This window comes from Photobacterium toruni, assembly GCF_024529955.1.
Classification (GTDB): Bacteria; Pseudomonadota; Gammaproteobacteria; order Enterobacterales; family Vibrionaceae; genus Photobacterium; species Photobacterium toruni.
The window spans coordinates 2824348-2840188 of the sequence record NZ_AP024854.1 but is presented as its reverse complement, the minus strand read 5'-3'; the positions used below and the strand labels follow the sequence as shown (position 1 = coordinate 2840188).

The following is a 15841-nucleotide window of genomic DNA, read 5'->3' as shown; positions in this document are numbered from 1 at the left end:
AATGAGACGCTCGCAAGGATTTACATTACTAGAAGTGCTGGTTGCTTTAGCTATTTTTGCCGTTGCAGCATTAAGTGTTATGCGTGCCATTAGCCAAAATCTTAATAATTTAGGTTACTTAGAGCAAAAAACATTGGCATCAATGGTCGCTGATAATGAATTAGCGCAACTGCATTTGAGCGGCGAGTACCCAAGCTCAGTTAAGCGCGGAAAATCGACGTTAGCTGATCGAGAATGGTATTGGACGATCACCAGCAGTAAAACTCAACAAAAACTATTGCGTCAAATTGAAGTCTCGGTGGCTACCGATTCACAACGAAAACATTCAGTTATTACGGTAAAGACCTATGTCAGCAATTAATTATCGTCGCCAACAAGGTTTTACATTGTTGGAAGTACTGGTGGCGATTGCAGTATTTGCGATGTTGAGTTTATCTGCCAATCAAGTGCTGAGTAATGTCATGCGCAGTGATGCGCAATCAAAAGATCACAGTCAACGTTTGCAAGCGATTCAACGTACCATGATCATGATGGATAACGACTTTCGGCAGATTGTAGCGCGTAAATTTAGAATTGATGCGGAAAAGCCTACCGATAAAATATTACAAGCAAGTGAGTACTTATTGGATTCAAGCAGCGAAGGGATCACCTTTGTTCGTGGTGGTTGGCAAAATCCGCAATCGATGTTTCCTCGAGGCGATATTACTCGAGTTGGTTACCGTATTATTAATGATAATTTAGAGCGAATTTGGTTTCGTTATCCCGATACTGTGGTGGGCGCTAAACCGTTAGTAAGAGTGTTATTAACTGGCGTTACCGATTTAAAATTTGAATTTTATTATGATAAGCAATGGCATAATAAATGGAATCAAGCGAATAGTTTGCCTGCGGGAATCAAAGTTATTATGACCTTGAAAAAACTGGGCAATATTGAGCGAATTTATTTATTACCTACCTCAGCACTGACAGTGAATGATCAGGAGGCTAAGGGATGATAAAGCAACGTGGAGTTGCGTTAATCGTAGTGTTATTGCTCGTTGCTTTAATGAGCTTATTAGCTGTACAGATGACGGAACGGTTACAACTCAATTTTCATCGTGTTCAAAATCAAGTTGAGCATCAACAAAGTTATTGGTACAGCTTGGGCGTTGAATCACTTGCTGTGCAGGCCATTAAGCAAAGTCTTAAAGACAGTAAAACAGTTAATTTAACTCAAGCTTGGGCGGTGGGTGAGCAACATTACCCATTAGATGATGGCGCCGTAATTAGTGGCAATTTAACCGATAAACAGACCTGTTTTAATCTTAATGCTTTTAAAAATATTAAAGCGAATTCGAGTAGTAGCAAGCCGCCTTTTTTAGTGACCTATTTGCAAAATATTCTTACTGAGTCTGGTGTTGATGATTATGAAGCTGAAGTCATTGCAGATTCAAGCTGGGAATTTATTGATGATACTACTACTGTGGAGTCAGCTTACGGTGCAGAGGATAGTACCTATGAAAGCTTTCAACCGCCTTATGTTACCGCCAATGATTGGCTGGCTGATGGCAGTGAATTTAGAGCGATTAATGGCGTCTCGAATAAAATATATCGACAGCTTAAAGGTTTAATTTGTGCATTACCAACCGATAATATGCTACTCAATGTTAATACGATTACTGAGAAACAAGCGGTGTTGTTATCGGCATTATTTGCACCAGCATTATCATTAGAAGATGCACAAAAAATTATTCGTGAACGTGATAAGAACCATACCGTGTGGGACAGTGTTGCTGATTTTATGAAGCTTGTGCCATTGCCGCCACCGGAAAGTCCTGCCTCAGATAACGATCAAACAGCTACCGAAATGGAGAAATATTTAACGGTTACTAGTCATTATTTTTCGTTAGATGCTGAAATAAAAGTAGACCGTGCCCGAGTGCGAACCGTGGCATTATTTAAACGTGATGATAAGAACAAGGTGACGGTAGTTCGTCGCCAATATGGAGGAATCCGTGAGCGAATTTCTGACGATAAGACTAAGTAGCCGGCTCGAGACGCCGCTGCAATGGCTGGTCTGGTCGCCACTGCAAAATGAAGTGATTGCATCTGGTCAATTGGCGAATATAAACCAGTTAAATGAATTAACAGAATATGCTCTAACACGTCCTGTTTATGGTTTGGTCCCCACCAGTGAGATGCTATTAACACAAGTAACGATCCCTACTGGTAGTAGTCGTCAATTAGCGGCGGTCTTACCGTATTTACTGGAAGAAGAGTTAGCGCAAGATGTTGATAGTTTACATGTGCAATTACTGAAACGTGATAACGATATTGCAACGGTAGCAATTATTGAACATCAAAAAGTAGTGACGTGGTTAGCCGCATTTAGAGAGTGTGGTATTGAGCTTAAAAAATTAATTCCAGACTGTTTATGTTTGCCCTTATTTAACGAGGGGTATAGCGCAGCTGAAATTGATGGGCAGTGGCTAATTCGACAATCAGAAGCGATGGGTGTTTGTGCTGATTTAAGTTGGTTAGGGGCATGGATAACAGCTCAAAAAGCACCAATAATTATTGAAACATCAGCTGATACCGCCGCCGATGACAGTCACGATACAACATCAGAAGTTGAAGCTGAACGGTTAGCTGAAGAGGTCGAGTCGATTGTTGCTGCTACTGAAAGTTTAGCGCAAGTTACAATTCATAACTATACGCCAGCACCAGCAAATATAGCGGGGCATTGGCAGCCACAAGCACCTGAATTGGTAATGCAGTTGTTAGCAATGGGGGCTGCAGAATCAAAAGCGACTTTATTATCCGGACCTTATAAACCCCAAGCAGCATGGCGTAAGCATTTACAGCCATGGCGTAAAGTGGCAATTACAGCAGCAGTCGTTGTCATTGCACTTATTGGTGAGCAAGTGCTAACTACGCAGCGTTTAGAGCAACAAGCAAATGCGTATCGAGCTGAAAGTGAACGTATTTTTCGTCAAGTTCTGCCGCAGTTTAAACGTATTCCATCACAGAGTTATTTGAAAAACCAAATGAACGCAGCATTAAAGAGTTTAGGTGGTCAAGGTGAGCAAAATGGCATGTTAATGTGGCTAAGCGAATTAAGACCCGCATTAATGAAAGTGCCAACAATCAAAATTGTTAACCTTAAATATGATCAAACTCGAGGTGAATTACGGCTGCAAGCAACAGCTGCTGGATTTCAAGATTTTGAACAATTACGCAGTGCATTAGCGACCCAGTTTGTGGTTGATCAAGGTCAGTTAACGAAAGAAGATAATTTAGTCAGTGGTGCTGTGGTGTTGAGGAGAAAAGCCTAATGGCAGAAATAAAGTCATGGTGGAAAGCCCTCAGTCAAAGAGAGCAGCATTTATTGCTTGGGGCTGGCAGTGCGTTAGTGATTGCAATTCTTTATTGGGGAATATGGCAACCATTAAATCAACGTGCAGTTAATGCTCAGAATAAAATTAATCAGCAGCGACAATTATTAACTTGGGTTGAACACAAAGCTAATCAAATTACGGCACTTAAACGTGCAGGTGGAACAGTAAATGTTAGTGATGAGGGGCTTAACCAAGTTATTAATGAGACCACAACTCGATTTAAAATTGATCTGATTCGAATGCAGCCACGTAATGATGCGCTACAAGTGTGGGTGCAACCACTACCGTTTGATACGCTTGTTAATTGGTTAGTGTATTTGCAGCAGAGTTTTGGTATTAACCCACAGTTTATTGATCTCTCAAAAACCGATAAAAACGGTATGGTTGAAGTTAACCGTTTGCAGTTAGGACGAGGATAAGCGTGAAATTTAAATTAGCGGTTGGTGCCAGTTTCGGGGCGGTATTTATAGCAAGTTTAGTCACTCATATTCCCGCCAGTTGGTTATGGCAGTATGCACCTAAAATACAAGGTCTCGCTTTAGAAGGAATATCAGGTACGCCATGGCAAGGATCGGCAGCCAATGTACGTTGGCAAAATCAACCTTTTGGACGGTTGCAGTGGAACATGCAATTAGGGCGATTATTACAAGGCGAATTGGCGTTTAATGTTCGTTTTGGCAAAGGCAGTGAATGGCAGTTACAAGGCCAAGGACTCGTGGGTTACAGCATGTCTGGTCCATTTGCGGAAAAACTTTTGTTATCGATGCCTGCCGCGCAAGCCGTATCACAAGCTCAGCTTCCTGTTCCAGTCTCTATCGATGGTAATTTAGAACTAACGGTTAGAAATTATCATTATGCAGCCCCTTATTGTAAAACCCTTGATGCGACATTAGCTTGGGTACAAGGTGCAGCAGAAACACCGATGGGAACGATTAAACCGGGACCTGTTTTTGCTGATCTTAGTTGTGAAAAGGGTGCGATTGTCGCTAAAGTCAAGCAAACCTCGACGGATGTAAGTAGCAATTGGAATGCTAATTTAGCCACTAATCGTCAATATAAAGTTTATGGTTGGTTTAAGCCGGGAGCAACGTTCCCTGCTAAATTAGCGGCACAATTAACATGGTTAGGTGATCCTAATACTAAGGGACAGTATTCGCTGAATTATTCTGGACGCTTGTAGTCTTTGCGGTTGTTTTAACCTGAAATGTATTAATAATAGGCAGTCGATTACGGCTGCTTATTTATTTCTGATAATTATTTACTTTTAATTAGTGTAAGCTTTTCTTATTCTGGTAATGCTTTTCATTAAACAGGATCTAAGCATGGCGATCAGCAAAGATAAACCCCAAATCTTAGCAGCCGAGGTTGTTGCACAATCACGACTATTTAAAATTGAATCATTGGATCTACGTTTTTCTAATGGCGTCGAACGTACTTATGAACGTATGCAGCCAAGTGGGCGTCATGCGGTATTAATTGTTCCTGTCACAGCGGATGGTGATTTATTATTGATTCGTGAATATTCTGCTGGAACTGAGCGTTATGAATTAGGCTTTCCGAAAGGATTAATTGATGCTGGTGAAAGTGCAGTAGAAGCGGCAAATCGTGAATTAAAAGAAGAGATAGGTTTTGGGGCGAAGCGATTACAGCCATTAAAAGAGGTCATTTTAGCACCATCGTATTTTTCGAGCCGAATGACACTGTTTGTGGGACAAGATTTATATCCAGAGTGGTTAGAAGGTGATGAGCCTGAACCATTAGAGATTGTACGGTGGCCGTTAGCTCAAGCTGAAGAGTTACTCAATCATCTAGATTTTGCCGAAGCACGTAGTATCAGCGCACTATTCTTAGCGCTGAAATATTTAGCTAGTGAGGAATAATCTATGACACTACATCACCTTATCCCCGATGTTATCGATATTGCTCAAGCCTCTGGTCGATTGATATTGGATATCTATCAACAAGGTCAATTTGAACAACACACTAAATCAGATAATACCCCAGTCACCAGTGCTGATTTAGCGGCCAATAAATTAGTCATTGAACGGTTATCACAATTAACGCCTGATATTCCCGTATTATCAGAGGAAGACACCGCAATATCATTAGCAGAGCGCAGCCAATGGCCGCGTTACTGGTTGATCGATCCCTTAGATGGCACTCAAGAATTTATTGCAGGTAGTGGTGATTTTGCGACAATTATTGCGTTAATTGATAATAATAAGCCGGTTATGGGAGTGGTATATGCTCCGGTCTCTGGTGTGACGTATTACGCAGCCAAAGGCCAAGGCGCACATAAAATTACCGCAGAGGGTCAAATAAGTACGATCTCAACGGCTAAACATCCATTGCCATTACGCGCGTTAACAATAGCGATTAGTCGTCGGCAGGACATTAATACGACAAAAGCGCGGTTTGATGATCAATATCACTATGATTTAATTGAATTGGGCTCGGCATCGCTTAAAGCGTGCTTGGTTGCAGAAGGTGGTGCTGATTGTTACTTACGATTAGGGCCAACGGGGGAGTGGGATACAGCTGCTACTCAATGTATTGTTGAAGAAGCGGGCGGGCGTATTTTTAATACTCATATAACCCCATTATCGTACAACCAGCGACAAACGTTAGAAAATCCCAATTTTATTGTAGTGGGTAATGAACAGTTACCGTGGACATCAATTTTAACGGCGGATGATCGCTTAATGACCGCAAAGTAACGTATAAATAAATCATATAAAACGGAGCTTGATCAGCTCCGTTTTTGATCATGATCTTTTATTTAAAATTTATATCGGTAAGTGTCGATAGAGAAGCAAGAGATGATGAGTCGCGATAGCGTTAAGTGAAATTCGATGTTCTTGTTATTAATTAAACAGTAGCAAAGATTATTGGTCATAAAAGCAGCGCCAGTTTTTATGGTAAAAAATGTACAATGATCTCAATCTGGCTTTGCGTCGCTCGCCCTCTACCTTTACTATATGAGAGTATAGCGTCGTTGCAATGACGCGGATGTTACTGTGTAAACAGAGTATCATTGTAATAAAATCACAGAGAAGCAGATAGTTCATGGGAATTAGGGCTCAGCAAAAAGAAAAAACTCGGCGTTCATTAATTGATGCCGCTTTTAGCCAATTAAGTGCCGAGCGAAGTTTTTCCAATTTAAGTCTACGTGAAGTTGCGCGTGAAGCAGGTATTGCTCCGACATCATTCTATCGTCACTTTAAAGATATGGATGAATTAGGGTTAACCATGGTCGATGAGGGCGGTTTAATCCTTCGTCAATTAATGCGTCAGGCTCGACAGCGTATTGCTACTGAAGGCAGTGTAATTCGTATTTCAGTAGAGACTTTTATGGAATTTATTGAAGGTAGTCCTAACGTATTCCGCTTGCTGCTTCGTGAGCGTTCTGGTACATCAACAGCTTTTCGTGCTGCCGTTGTGCGAGAGATACAACATTTTGTGGCTGAACTAGCAGAGTATCTTGAAGCTAAAACAGGGGTAACCCATGAAGAGGCTTATACGCAAGCTGAAGCGTCAGTGACATTAGTCTTTAGCTCAGGCGCTGAAGCGCTAGATCTTGATTGTCATGCTCGCACTGAGCATGCAGAAAGACTGATTATGCAACTTAGAATGATTGCAAAAGGTGCCTATTGGTACCGTAAAGAGCGTGAGCGTCGAGAGCTCAGGCAGAAACTATAATCTTATTTTGATTTTGGTGAAAAATATATGGAAAAGCAACAGCTTAAAGCAGAGCGCAAAACATTAGTTTTATCTATAATCGCAGGAGTCTGTGGTTACGGTACTTTGGCGGTATTGTTTTCAAGTTATCTAACATTCTCTATTTTCCCTGTCTTGGCATTTGTTATGGCAGTGTACTGTTTATACCAAGAATACATGCGTAAACCTATGGCAGAAGGTGTTCCTGCGGTTGCGAGTGCATGCTTCTTTGTTGGTATATTTGGCTATGCAGCATTACTTCGTGCTGAATACCCAGCAATGGGATCAAATTTCATTCCACTGATGATTGTATTGGCACTGTTATTTTGGGTGTCATACAAAATGGGTGTAATGGATAAGAAAGATAAAAAAGCAGCATAAGTTATATTTGCTGTGAGTAGAGACAAGAAAAAGGCGCTTAGAATAGCGCCTTTTTTATATTCAAATTATTAGACTTAAAGCTTATTTGCGTTCAAGTAACACACCAGCTTCCATGTGGTGGGTGTAAGGGAACTGGTCAAATAATGCAAATCGAGTGATATTGTGAGTTTCAGTTAGAATCGCTAGATTATCACGTAATGTCTCAGGGTTGCATGAGATGTACATGATATTGTCGTAGCCTTGTACCATGCGGCAGGTACCCTCATCCATACCTGAGCGTGGTGGATCGACAAAAATGGTGTTGCAGTTATAACTTTGCAAATCAACATTCTGATCTTTTAGACGACGGAATTCACGTTTACCCGCCATTGCATCGGTAAAATCTTCTGCAGACATACGAATAATTTGTACATTTTCAATATTGTTTACTGCAATATTGTATTGCGCTGAATCAACCGAAGGTTTTGCCAACTCTGTGGCTAGCACTTGCTCAAAGTTTGGCGCAAGTGCTAATGAGAAATTACCATTACCACAATACAGTTCCAGTAAATCACCCGCACTGTCTTGAGTACAATCAACTGCCCACTCCAGCATTTTCTGTGCGACTTCACCATTAGGCTGGGTAAAACTATTTTCAACTTGTTTATAAGTTAGCGTTTTATCGTGAACCTTCAATTGTTCAATAACATAATCTTGGTCTAGAACAATTTTCATTTTACGCGCACGACCAATCAGATTTAACTTAAATCCTTCATCGTTTAAGCGTTGTTTTAGTTTTTTAGCCGCTTCTGTCCACTCATCATCTAATTGACGGTGGTAAAGCATAGAAACTAGAATCTCACCACTTAGAGTCGATAAAAAATCCACTTGAAATAGTTTATGGCGAAGGGTTTTTATTGGCTTGATAGCCTCAAGCAGCATTGGCATTAAATCGTTAATTAGACGACTTGCTGCTGGGAATTGATCAACACGGTATTTCTCACGGGTGTGTTGATTAAACATGATGTAATACAGCTCTTCGCCTTCGTGCCAAACACGAAACTCTGCACGCATACGGTAATGCTCTGCAGGAGAGGCAAACACCTCCAATTCAGGCGTTTCAAAATCGCTAAGTAGCTCTTGAATACGCGCTGCTTTTTCATCCAACTGCGGCTGGTAATCAGCGGTATTAAGGACGGTGGATGTCATAGTGTGTGCCTCGACTGCTCAAAATAAGACCGCAGATTTTATTGTATTGCACACTGATGTCCAGTGTTGATCCAAATTAAAATATTTATGTCTCCAAAATTTCATAACTAATACCAAACAAAACTAGACATAAAAGCAATACAACACTAGCATTCGCGCTGTGCTGGTTAAGCCTTGGATGGCTCGGGAATACGGTGTGAATCCGTAACTGACGCGCAGCGGTAATAGAGAACGAAAGCACAAGGATATAATCCAAACACTGTTGATGTGAACTACAAATAATCACAGTATTATTTTAGTATAGCGGCAATGGGAAGTTGTTGCCTAGGCGACCGTATGGTCATGCTCTTAAGTCCGAATACCAACCAGCAAGACAAGCAATATTGCTTTGATATAAACGCGACTTAGGAAAATATAATGAAAAAATCCCTTTTAGCAGCGACGGTAGCGTCGTTGTGTCTCCCTTCTTTTGCTTCATTTGCAGCAGACACTACATCTGATGATGTGATGGTAGTAACGGCTAACCGCTTTGAACAACCAGTAACTTCAGTACTAGCACCTTTTAATGTTGTCACTCGTCAAGATATCGATAACGTTCAGGCGAAAACGTTAACAGAAGTGTTGAGTTTATTACCTGGGGTACAGATCACTCAAAATGGTGGGCGTGGGCAAAGTTCAAGTATTTTTGTACGCGGTGCAAACTCGGATCAAGTTTTGGTCTTGGTTGATGGTATTCGTATGGCTCGCTCAGTGGCGGGTAACGTAGATTTTAATCAAATTCCATTAACTCAAGTTCAGCGGATTGAATTTACGCGCGGTGCAAGGGCTGCAATTTATGGTTCAGAAGCGATTGGTGGTGTGATTAATATCATTACTCTAACAGGTACAGATACGCCATCAAAAACGAAATTAGATTTAGGTATTGGTAGCCATAATTATCAAGAAGCAAATGTTTCTGGTTCCTATAAAATCGGTGATAATAGCGTATTACAAGTCGCTGCTGGTTATGAAAATGACAAAGGCTATAATGTTCATCCACAGCCGGGATTGAATGATGGCGATAAACATGGCTTTGATAGCCGTAATGCATCGTTAGCATTGCATCATCAATTTAGTGATGAAATTTCAGGTTTTGTTGCTACCCGTTGGTATAAAAATCATTCTCAATATGATGGCTCAAGTGTGTATTCTGGTCATCAATATGTGAGATCAGAAACTGAATTTAATGATTATTCTGCGGGATTAAAATATGCACAGGATAGCTATAAGTCATCATTGATTCTTGATTACCAAAAACAAGACAATCTTGATCTGATCGATAAAACTAATGCAGTGAATCGTCAGGATCAATATCACCAACGTAATGTTCAATGGCATAACCAATATCACTTACTATCAACATTGTCAGTAAGTGGTGGTATTGATTGGCGTCAAGAACAATGGAATGATTTAACTGGTTTTGCGGGTAATAAAGAACGGGATAATACTGGTTATTATGCGATTGGCTTATGGGATTACTCTCCAGTTAGTATCGAAACCAGTGTTCGTCTGGATGATAATCAGCAATATGGTACCCATTCAACATACAATATTGCGGGGGGATGGTATTTAAATGACAATATTCAGCTTCGAGGTTCGTACGGCACAGCATTTAAAGCCCCTAATCTTTATCAACTTTACGTTAAAAGTGCTTGGTCAACGGGTAACTCTAATTTAAATCCTGAAACATCAAAAAATATCGATGTTTCTCTCCATGCTGATTATGATATCGCGAGTGTTGCTGTTACCGCTTATCAAATGCGTATTGATGATTTAATTGAGTATGTGAGTGGTACCCCATCGTATGACAACGTTAAAGGGGAAAGTAAAATTAAAGGTGTAGAAGTCGAAGCTGACTTTGATACTGGTATTATTACTCACCAGCTAAACTTTGATTTTAAAGATCCTCGTGACAGTGAAGGCCAACAACTTATACGTCGTGAAAAATTCTCATTTAAATGGGTGGGTACTGCGAGCTATGGCGATCTCGATACTGCTGTAACTTATCAGTATCACGGTAAACGTCCAGATATTTCAGATACTGAATTACCAGCTTACGATACATGGGATATTGCACTCACATACTGGCTGCAACCCAAGCTTGCTTTAAAAGGACGAGTCGCTAACCTTCTAAATGAAGATTATGAAACGGCTGGCGGTTATGTCATGCCTGGCCGAACTTATTACACCAGCATTAATTATCAGTTCTAATGGGTGATTTTTTATAGATCAAGGCCGCCATCGTGCGGCCTTTTTGATGGTGATGAATATGAAAAAAAAAGTAATAATCAGTTGGTCATCAGGCAAAGATTCAGCATTAACCTTATGGCGATTGTTTAACGATCCTGATTATGAGGTTGTTGGGCTGTTCACGACTCATGTAAATGACGATGTTCCTTTTCAAGCAACGCCAATTGATATTGTAAAAAAACAAGCGCAGTTAATCGGTTTACCGTTAGTGCTGATTGCATTACCTGAAATATTTCCCTCCAATGATATTTATCAGCAGACGATTATTGAGGGGTTAACAAATTGTGGCTTGCAGTTTGATAGCATCGCTTTTGGTGATTTATTTTGTAATGGTATTGTAGATTATCGTCGACAGTATATTGAGCCCGCAGGATGGGAATGTGTTTTTCCTTTATTAGGTCAACCTAGCACCCAATTAGCCAATGAAATTATTGAGTCTGGGATTAAAACTAAATTAGTCACCATTGACAGTACCCAATTAGATAGTCAATTTTGTGGGCGTTGGTTTGATCATCAGTTATTAAATGAGTTACCGACAACAATTGATCTGTGCGGTGAGAATGGTGAGTTTCATTCATTGGTCATTGATGCGCCTTTTTATAAACAGTCACTAAATGTAAAGTGGTTAACTTGCGAAACAGAGGCGCGATTTTGTTATCAACGTTATATGGTTATCGAGACAGACACTTTGCCGAACGTTGATATCGCAGTATCATGACAACTTGATATCGTAATAAGGTAAGTGGTAGTGAAAAAAGTTGTTATTTTTGATTCAGGCGTAGGTGGTTTATCTGTTTATCAGGAGATCCATGCTTTACTACCTCAAGTACAGTATATCTATGCTTTCGATAATGCGGCTTTTCCTTATGGTGAATTAGACGATACGACATTAATAAAGCGTACGAATCATATTGTGACATTATTAGCTAATCAATATCAGGCTGATTTAGTCGTTATAGCATGTAATACCGCCAGTACTATCGTATTACCCTCATTGCGACAGCAGCTAACAATACCTGTGGTTGGAGTTGTTCCTGCAATCAAACCCGCTGCTTTGGTTAGTCAAACTAAATCAATTGGATTACTTGCCACACCAGCAACGGTAAATCGAGCTTATACCCATCAATTAGTACAGCAATTTGCTAATGGGTGTGAGGTTAAGATGATTGGTTCGACTCGATTAGTCGAAATGGCAGAGCAGAAACTACGTGGTAAGCCTGTTGATATAGAAGAATTAGCCGAGATTTTAATGCCATGGCAAGGTATCGTCGATAGTATCGTTCTAGGCTGTACGCATTTTCCACTTATAAAACAGGAAATTCTATTAGCACTAAAACAGCAGGTGAATATTATAGATTCAGGTAAAGCTATCGCTAAGCGGGTAGCATTATTATTAGAGTTGTCGACTGACGTTATAACAACATCGAATGTGATAAAGAATGTCACATACAGCAGCGCCGCAACATCAGATGCTGCGGCGCTGAATAAAAGCTTAAATAAAATGCAGCTAGATATTATTCAAGATCTAAACTATCCGCATTTTTCGGCTCATTAGCTTCACGCACTTTTAGGGTACGTTGACCATATTCTTGGTTGTTAAGTTGATCAATTGCATGTTCTGCATCTTGACTATTCATAACGACAAAACCAAAGCCTCTACGTTTACCTGTGCGCTTATCTTTCATTAGGCGTACAGCAAAAACATCACCATGTTCTGCAAAAAGGTTTTTTACGTCACTCTCATTAGCACGATAAGGAAGGTTGCCAACATAAAGGGTTTTGCTACTTTGAGAAGGATCTAGTTCATCAATGATAGGATTTTTATTTTCTTGCATAAATCGTAATGCCAATCCGGTCAGCATCGCGCCAAGCGCAAAACTAATGGCTGGTGGAGTACTACTGAACATACTAAAGATTAAGGCGCCAATGATAGCGATAGCGATCACGGTTATTGTGGTTTGATTATTTGATTTCATATTTAAAGTACATCTCAAAAGGGAAGGAGAAGAATGCGTTAATGGGTGTTTTAACATCAAGTCTATAATGATGCCAATTTTTAATGGTCTGGAATGAATAATAATTGAGTATAAATATACTCGCATGAGCTTATTACAGACACATTGTTCACATTAGATGAAATAATCAGCAATTACATTATTTTTTTTCAAAAAGACTTGTCAGAGTGATCAAAGTCTCTATAATGCGGCTCCATCGAAAGGGAATACGGTTAAACAACAGATCGAGTTCAAGCTTTTGATAATTAGCTTTCAATAAATAATCAGAGTGATTATTTTAGATAAAATATTTTTCTTTTAGCTGTTTTTTAGCAAGAAGAAAGTCAACAAGATGTTTTAGATAGTAAAATCTCTTTTTGACTTTAAATACTGAAGTGTAAAAGCGAATGTATTGAGAGCCAACGTTCTTTAACAATTTGACCATGCAATCTGTGTGGGCACTCACTGAAGAGTTAAGTCGAAAGATTTATCAATAAACTGAGTGACCAATACAAAATAGCCCAATCTATTTATAGAGAAGATTATTTTGGCACAGTTATTTAATTATCATTCTTTGAATGATAAAAAGCTTTAATTTACTACGGTATTTAAAGTCAGTATTTATTGAGCCGTCTCGAAAGAGACAACAAAACTTTAATTGAAGAGTTTGATCATGGCTCAGATTGAACGCTGGCGGCAGGCCTAACACATGCAAGTCGAGCGGTAACAGATTGATAGCTTGCTATCAATGCTGACGAGCGGCGGACGGGTGAGTAATGCCTGGGAATATACCCTGATGTGGGGGATAACTATTGGAAACGATAGCTAATACCGCATAATCTCTTCGGAGCAAAGAGGGGGACCTTCGGGCCTCTCGCGTCAGGATTAGCCCAGGTGGGATTAGCTAGTTGGTGGGGTAATGGCTCACCAAGGCGACGATCCCTAGCTGGTCTGAGAGGATGATCAGCCACACTGGAACTGAGACACGGTCCAGACTCCTACGGGAGGCAGCAGTGGGGAATATTGCACAATGGGGGAAACCCTGATGCAGCCATGCCGCGTGTATGAAGAAGGCCTTCGGGTTGTAAAGTACTTTCAGTTGTGAGGAAGGCAGTTAAGTTAATAGCTTAGCTGTTTGACGTTAGCAACAGAAGAAGCACCGGCTAACTCCGTGCCAGCAGCCGCGGTAATACGGAGGGTGCGAGCGTTAATCGGAATTACTGGGCGTAAAGCGCATGCAGGCGGTCTGTTAAGCAAGATGTGAAAGCCCGGGGCTCAACCTCGGAACAGCATTTTGAACTGGCAGACTAGAGTCTTGTAGAGGGGGGTAGAATTTCAGGTGTAGCGGTGAAATGCGTAGAGATCTGAAGGAATACCGGTGGCGAAGGCGGCCCCCTGGACAAAGACTGACGCTCAGATGCGAAAGCGTGGGGAGCAAACAGGATTAGATACCCTGGTAGTCCACGCCGTAAACGATGTCTACTTGAAGGTTGTGGCCTTGAGCCGTGGCTTTCGGAGCTAACGCGTTAAGTAGACCGCCTGGGGAGTACGGTCGCAAGATTAAAACTCAAATGAATTGACGGGGGCCCGCACAAGCGGTGGAGCATGTGGTTTAATTCGATGCAACGCGAAGAACCTTACCTACTCTTGACATCCAGAGAATTCGCTAGAGATAGCTTAGTGCCTTCGGGAACTCTGAGACAGGTGCTGCATGGCTGTCGTCAGCTCGTGTTGTGAAATGTTGGGTTAAGTCCCGCAACGAGCGCAACCCTTATCCTTGTTTGCCAGCACGTAATGGTGGGAACTCCAGGGAGACTGCCGGTGATAAACCGGAGGAAGGTGGGGACGACGTCAAGTCATCATGGCCCTTACGAGTAGGGCTACACACGTGCTACAATGGCGTATACAGAGGGCTGCAAACTAGCGATAGTGAGCGAATCCCACAAAGTACGTCGTAGTCCGGATTGGAGTCTGCAACTCGACTCCATGAAGTCGGAATCGCTAGTAATCGTGAATCAGAATGTCACGGTGAATACGTTCCCGGGCCTTGTACACACCGCCCGTCACACCATGGGAGTGGGCTGCACCAGAAGTAGATAGCTTAACCTTCGGGAGGGCGTTTACCACGGTGTGGTTCATGACTGGGGTGAAGTCGTAACAAGGTAGCCCTAGGGGAACCTGGGGCTGGATCACCTCCTTACCTAAAGACTTATACTGTTTTATGCAGTGTCCACACAGATTGCTTGGTTAAAATGTAAGAGAGCCACTTATTGTTGCCCAACAACAATAAGTATGAACATTGTCCCGTTCGTCTAGAGGCCTAGGACACCGCCCTTTCACGGCGGTAACAGGGGTTCGACTCCCCTACGGGACGCCAATGGGTCGTTAGCTCAGTTGGTAGAGCAGTTGACTTTTAATCAATTGGTCGCAGGTTCGAATCCTGCACGACCCACCATTTCCTTTCCACGAAGGAAAGCTAGTTTGAATTTACTTTTTAAAGTGAAAACAAATAGCAACTATCGTGGGCGATTAGCTCAGTTGGGAGAGCACCTCCCTTACAAGGAGGGGGTCACTGGTTCGAGCCCGGTATCGCCCACCACTCTCTAAGAATTTTCTGCACGGAATCGCAGATTTAATGAAGAATACCTTTGTTAAGTCCGCATTGTTGTCACTGAAAATCATTAGAAAGTGGTTATCGTTAGATAATTGCATGCTCTTTAACAATCTGGAAAGCTGACTAGTAAATTTAATCGAAAGATTAATTTTAAAAAATGTTTTTATTTTCGAATAAAAACGAGTTCTCAAAACAACACACATTCAAGTGTCTTGTATCGAGTCCGGCGAAAAACCAATGTTTAATATTTTCTTGATCGGATTATTAAACACAAACCTTGG

At 41.2% G+C, this 15841-nt stretch carries 15 protein-coding genes, 3 tRNA genes, 1 rRNA gene and 1 riboswitch; of the genes, 17 read left to right on the top strand and 2 right to left on the bottom strand.

Features of this window, described 5'->3' with window-relative positions; all coding sequences use genetic code 11:
* The first annotated feature begins 1 nt into the window (after position 1).
* The 10 genes from gspI to OC457_RS13305 all read left to right on the top strand — a co-directional run bounded on the left by gspI (position 2) and on the right by OC457_RS13305 (position 7475).
* Positions 2-361 carry a type II secretion system minor pseudopilin GspI gene (gspI, locus tag OC457_RS13350; RefSeq protein ID WP_080175447.1) on the top strand — a complete coding sequence of 120 codons (360 nt, stop codon included), beginning with the start codon at positions 2-4 and terminating at the stop codon, positions 359-361.
* On the top strand, positions 348-995 hold the full coding sequence (gene gspJ, locus OC457_RS13345; protein ID WP_080175446.1) for a type II secretion system minor pseudopilin GspJ: 648 nt from the start codon (positions 348-350) through the stop codon (positions 993-995). The genes gspI and gspJ overlap by 14 nt, the downstream gene beginning before the upstream one ends.
* The gene (gene gspK, locus OC457_RS13340; RefSeq protein ID WP_080175445.1) at positions 992-2026 is read left to right on the top strand and encodes a type II secretion system minor pseudopilin GspK; all 1035 of its coding nucleotides are present in this window, start codon (positions 992-994) and stop codon (positions 2024-2026) included. Before gspJ ends, gspK begins: the two co-directional genes overlap by 4 nt.
* Complete coding sequence (gene gspL / locus OC457_RS13335) at positions 1995-3314, top strand: type II secretion system protein GspL (RefSeq protein WP_235866966.1); 1320 nt, start codon at positions 1995-1997, stop codon at positions 3312-3314. The genes gspK and gspL overlap by 32 nt, the downstream gene beginning before the upstream one ends.
* Positions 3314-3796 carry a type II secretion system protein M gene (locus OC457_RS13330; protein WP_080175443.1) on the top strand — a complete coding sequence of 161 codons (483 nt, stop codon included), beginning with the start codon at positions 3314-3316 and terminating at the stop codon, positions 3794-3796. Before gspL ends, OC457_RS13330 begins: the two co-directional genes overlap by 1 nt.
* 2 nt (positions 3797-3798) lie before the next feature.
* Positions 3799-4557, top strand: a complete 759-nt coding sequence (locus tag OC457_RS13325) for a type II secretion system protein N (protein ID WP_080175442.1) — start codon at positions 3799-3801, stop codon at positions 4555-4557.
* A 142-nt stretch (positions 4558-4699) separates the two neighbouring features.
* The gene (nudE, locus tag OC457_RS13320; RefSeq protein WP_080175441.1) at positions 4700-5257 is read left to right on the top strand and encodes an ADP compounds hydrolase NudE; all 558 of its coding nucleotides are present in this window, start codon (positions 4700-4702) and stop codon (positions 5255-5257) included.
* Between the two features lie 3 nt (positions 5258-5260).
* Entirely contained in the window at positions 5261-6094 is an 834-nt protein-coding gene (cysQ, locus tag OC457_RS13315; RefSeq protein WP_080175440.1) for a 3'(2'),5'-bisphosphate nucleotidase CysQ, read from the top strand.
* A 349-nt stretch (positions 6095-6443) separates the two neighbouring features.
* On the top strand, positions 6444-7076 hold the full coding sequence (fabR, locus tag OC457_RS13310; RefSeq protein ID WP_080175439.1) for an HTH-type transcriptional repressor FabR: 633 nt from the start codon (positions 6444-6446) through the stop codon (positions 7074-7076).
* A 27-nt stretch (positions 7077-7103) separates the two neighbouring features.
* Positions 7104-7475: a YijD family membrane protein gene (locus tag OC457_RS13305; protein WP_080175438.1), complete on the top strand. Its 372-nt coding sequence runs from the start codon at positions 7104-7106 to the stop codon at positions 7473-7475.
* An 81-nt stretch (positions 7476-7556) separates the two neighbouring features.
* Here the strand turns inward: OC457_RS13305 and trmA are convergent, their stop codons facing one another.
* A complete protein-coding gene (gene trmA / locus OC457_RS13300; protein WP_080175437.1) occupies positions 7557-8663 on the bottom strand; it encodes a tRNA (uridine(54)-C5)-methyltransferase TrmA in 1107 nt (368 codons plus the stop codon).
* Positions 8664-8810: 147 nt separating this feature from the next.
* Positions 8811-9047, top strand: a riboswitch (cobalamin riboswitch).
* 33 nt (positions 9048-9080) lie between these two features.
* Here trmA and btuB point away from each other — a divergent pair.
* The 3 genes from btuB to murI are packed head-to-tail and all read left to right on the top strand — an operon-like array spanning position 9081 to position 12507.
* Entirely contained in the window at positions 9081-10913 is a 1833-nt protein-coding gene (btuB, locus tag OC457_RS13295; RefSeq protein WP_080175436.1) for a TonB-dependent vitamin B12 receptor, read from the top strand.
* A 58-nt stretch (positions 10914-10971) separates the two neighbouring features.
* Positions 10972-11670, top strand: a complete 699-nt coding sequence (locus OC457_RS13290) for a Dph6-related ATP pyrophosphatase (protein WP_080175435.1) — start codon at positions 10972-10974, stop codon at positions 11668-11670.
* 30 nt (positions 11671-11700) lie between these two features.
* Positions 11701-12507 (top strand): glutamate racemase, encoded by an 807-nt coding sequence (gene murI / locus OC457_RS13285; protein ID WP_080175434.1) that lies wholly within the window; start codon positions 11701-11703, stop codon positions 12505-12507.
* Here murI and OC457_RS13280 read toward each other — a convergent pair.
* Positions 12467-12928, bottom strand: a complete 462-nt coding sequence (locus tag OC457_RS13280; RefSeq protein WP_080175433.1) for an RNA recognition motif domain-containing protein — start codon at positions 12926-12928, stop codon at positions 12467-12469. The genes murI and OC457_RS13280 overlap by 41 nt on opposite strands.
* Before the next feature lie 673 nt (positions 12929-13601).
* Here OC457_RS13280 and OC457_RS13275 point away from each other — a divergent pair.
* From OC457_RS13275 to OC457_RS13260, 4 genes are all read left to right on the top strand, one after another.
* Positions 13602-15146: ribosomal RNA gene (locus tag OC457_RS13275) — 16S ribosomal RNA — on the top strand.
* Positions 15147-15247: 101 nt separating this feature from the next.
* A tRNA-Glu gene (locus OC457_RS13270) sits at positions 15248-15323 on the top strand.
* Between the two features lie 2 nt (positions 15324-15325).
* Positions 15326-15401: transfer RNA gene (locus OC457_RS13265), tRNA-Lys, on the top strand.
* A 68-nt stretch (positions 15402-15469) separates the two neighbouring features.
* Positions 15470-15545 (top strand) — tRNA-Val (locus OC457_RS13260).
* The last annotated feature ends 296 nt before the right edge of the window (positions 15546-15841 follow it).

Coding starts and splice junctions, on each gene's coding strand:
- OC457_RS13330 (WP_080175443.1), top strand. CDS start 3,314: ATGGCAGAAATAAAGTCATGGTGGAAAGCCCTCAGTCAAAGAGAGCAG.
- OC457_RS13280 (WP_080175433.1), bottom strand. CDS start 12,928: ATGAAATCAAATAATCAAACCACAATAACCGTGATCGCTATCGCTATC.
- cysQ (WP_080175440.1), top strand. CDS start 5,261: ATGACACTACATCACCTTATCCCCGATGTTATCGATATTGCTCAAGCC.
- OC457_RS13290 (WP_080175435.1), top strand. CDS start 10,972: ATGAAAAAAAAAGTAATAATCAGTTGGTCATCAGGCAAAGATTCAGCA.
- gspI (WP_080175447.1), top strand. CDS start 2: ATGAGACGCTCGCAAGGATTTACATTACTAGAAGTGCTGGTTGCTTTA.
- trmA (WP_080175437.1), bottom strand. CDS start 8,663: ATGACATCCACCGTCCTTAATACCGCTGATTACCAGCCGCAGTTGGAT.
- gspK (WP_080175445.1), top strand. CDS start 992: ATGATAAAGCAACGTGGAGTTGCGTTAATCGTAGTGTTATTGCTCGTT.
- nudE (WP_080175441.1), top strand. CDS start 4,700: ATGGCGATCAGCAAAGATAAACCCCAAATCTTAGCAGCCGAGGTTGTT.
- OC457_RS13305 (WP_080175438.1), top strand. CDS start 7,104: ATGGAAAAGCAACAGCTTAAAGCAGAGCGCAAAACATTAGTTTTATCT.
- fabR (WP_080175439.1), top strand. CDS start 6,444: ATGGGAATTAGGGCTCAGCAAAAAGAAAAAACTCGGCGTTCATTAATT.
- gspJ (WP_080175446.1), top strand. CDS start 348: ATGTCAGCAATTAATTATCGTCGCCAACAAGGTTTTACATTGTTGGAA.
- btuB (WP_080175436.1), top strand. CDS start 9,081: ATGAAAAAATCCCTTTTAGCAGCGACGGTAGCGTCGTTGTGTCTCCCT.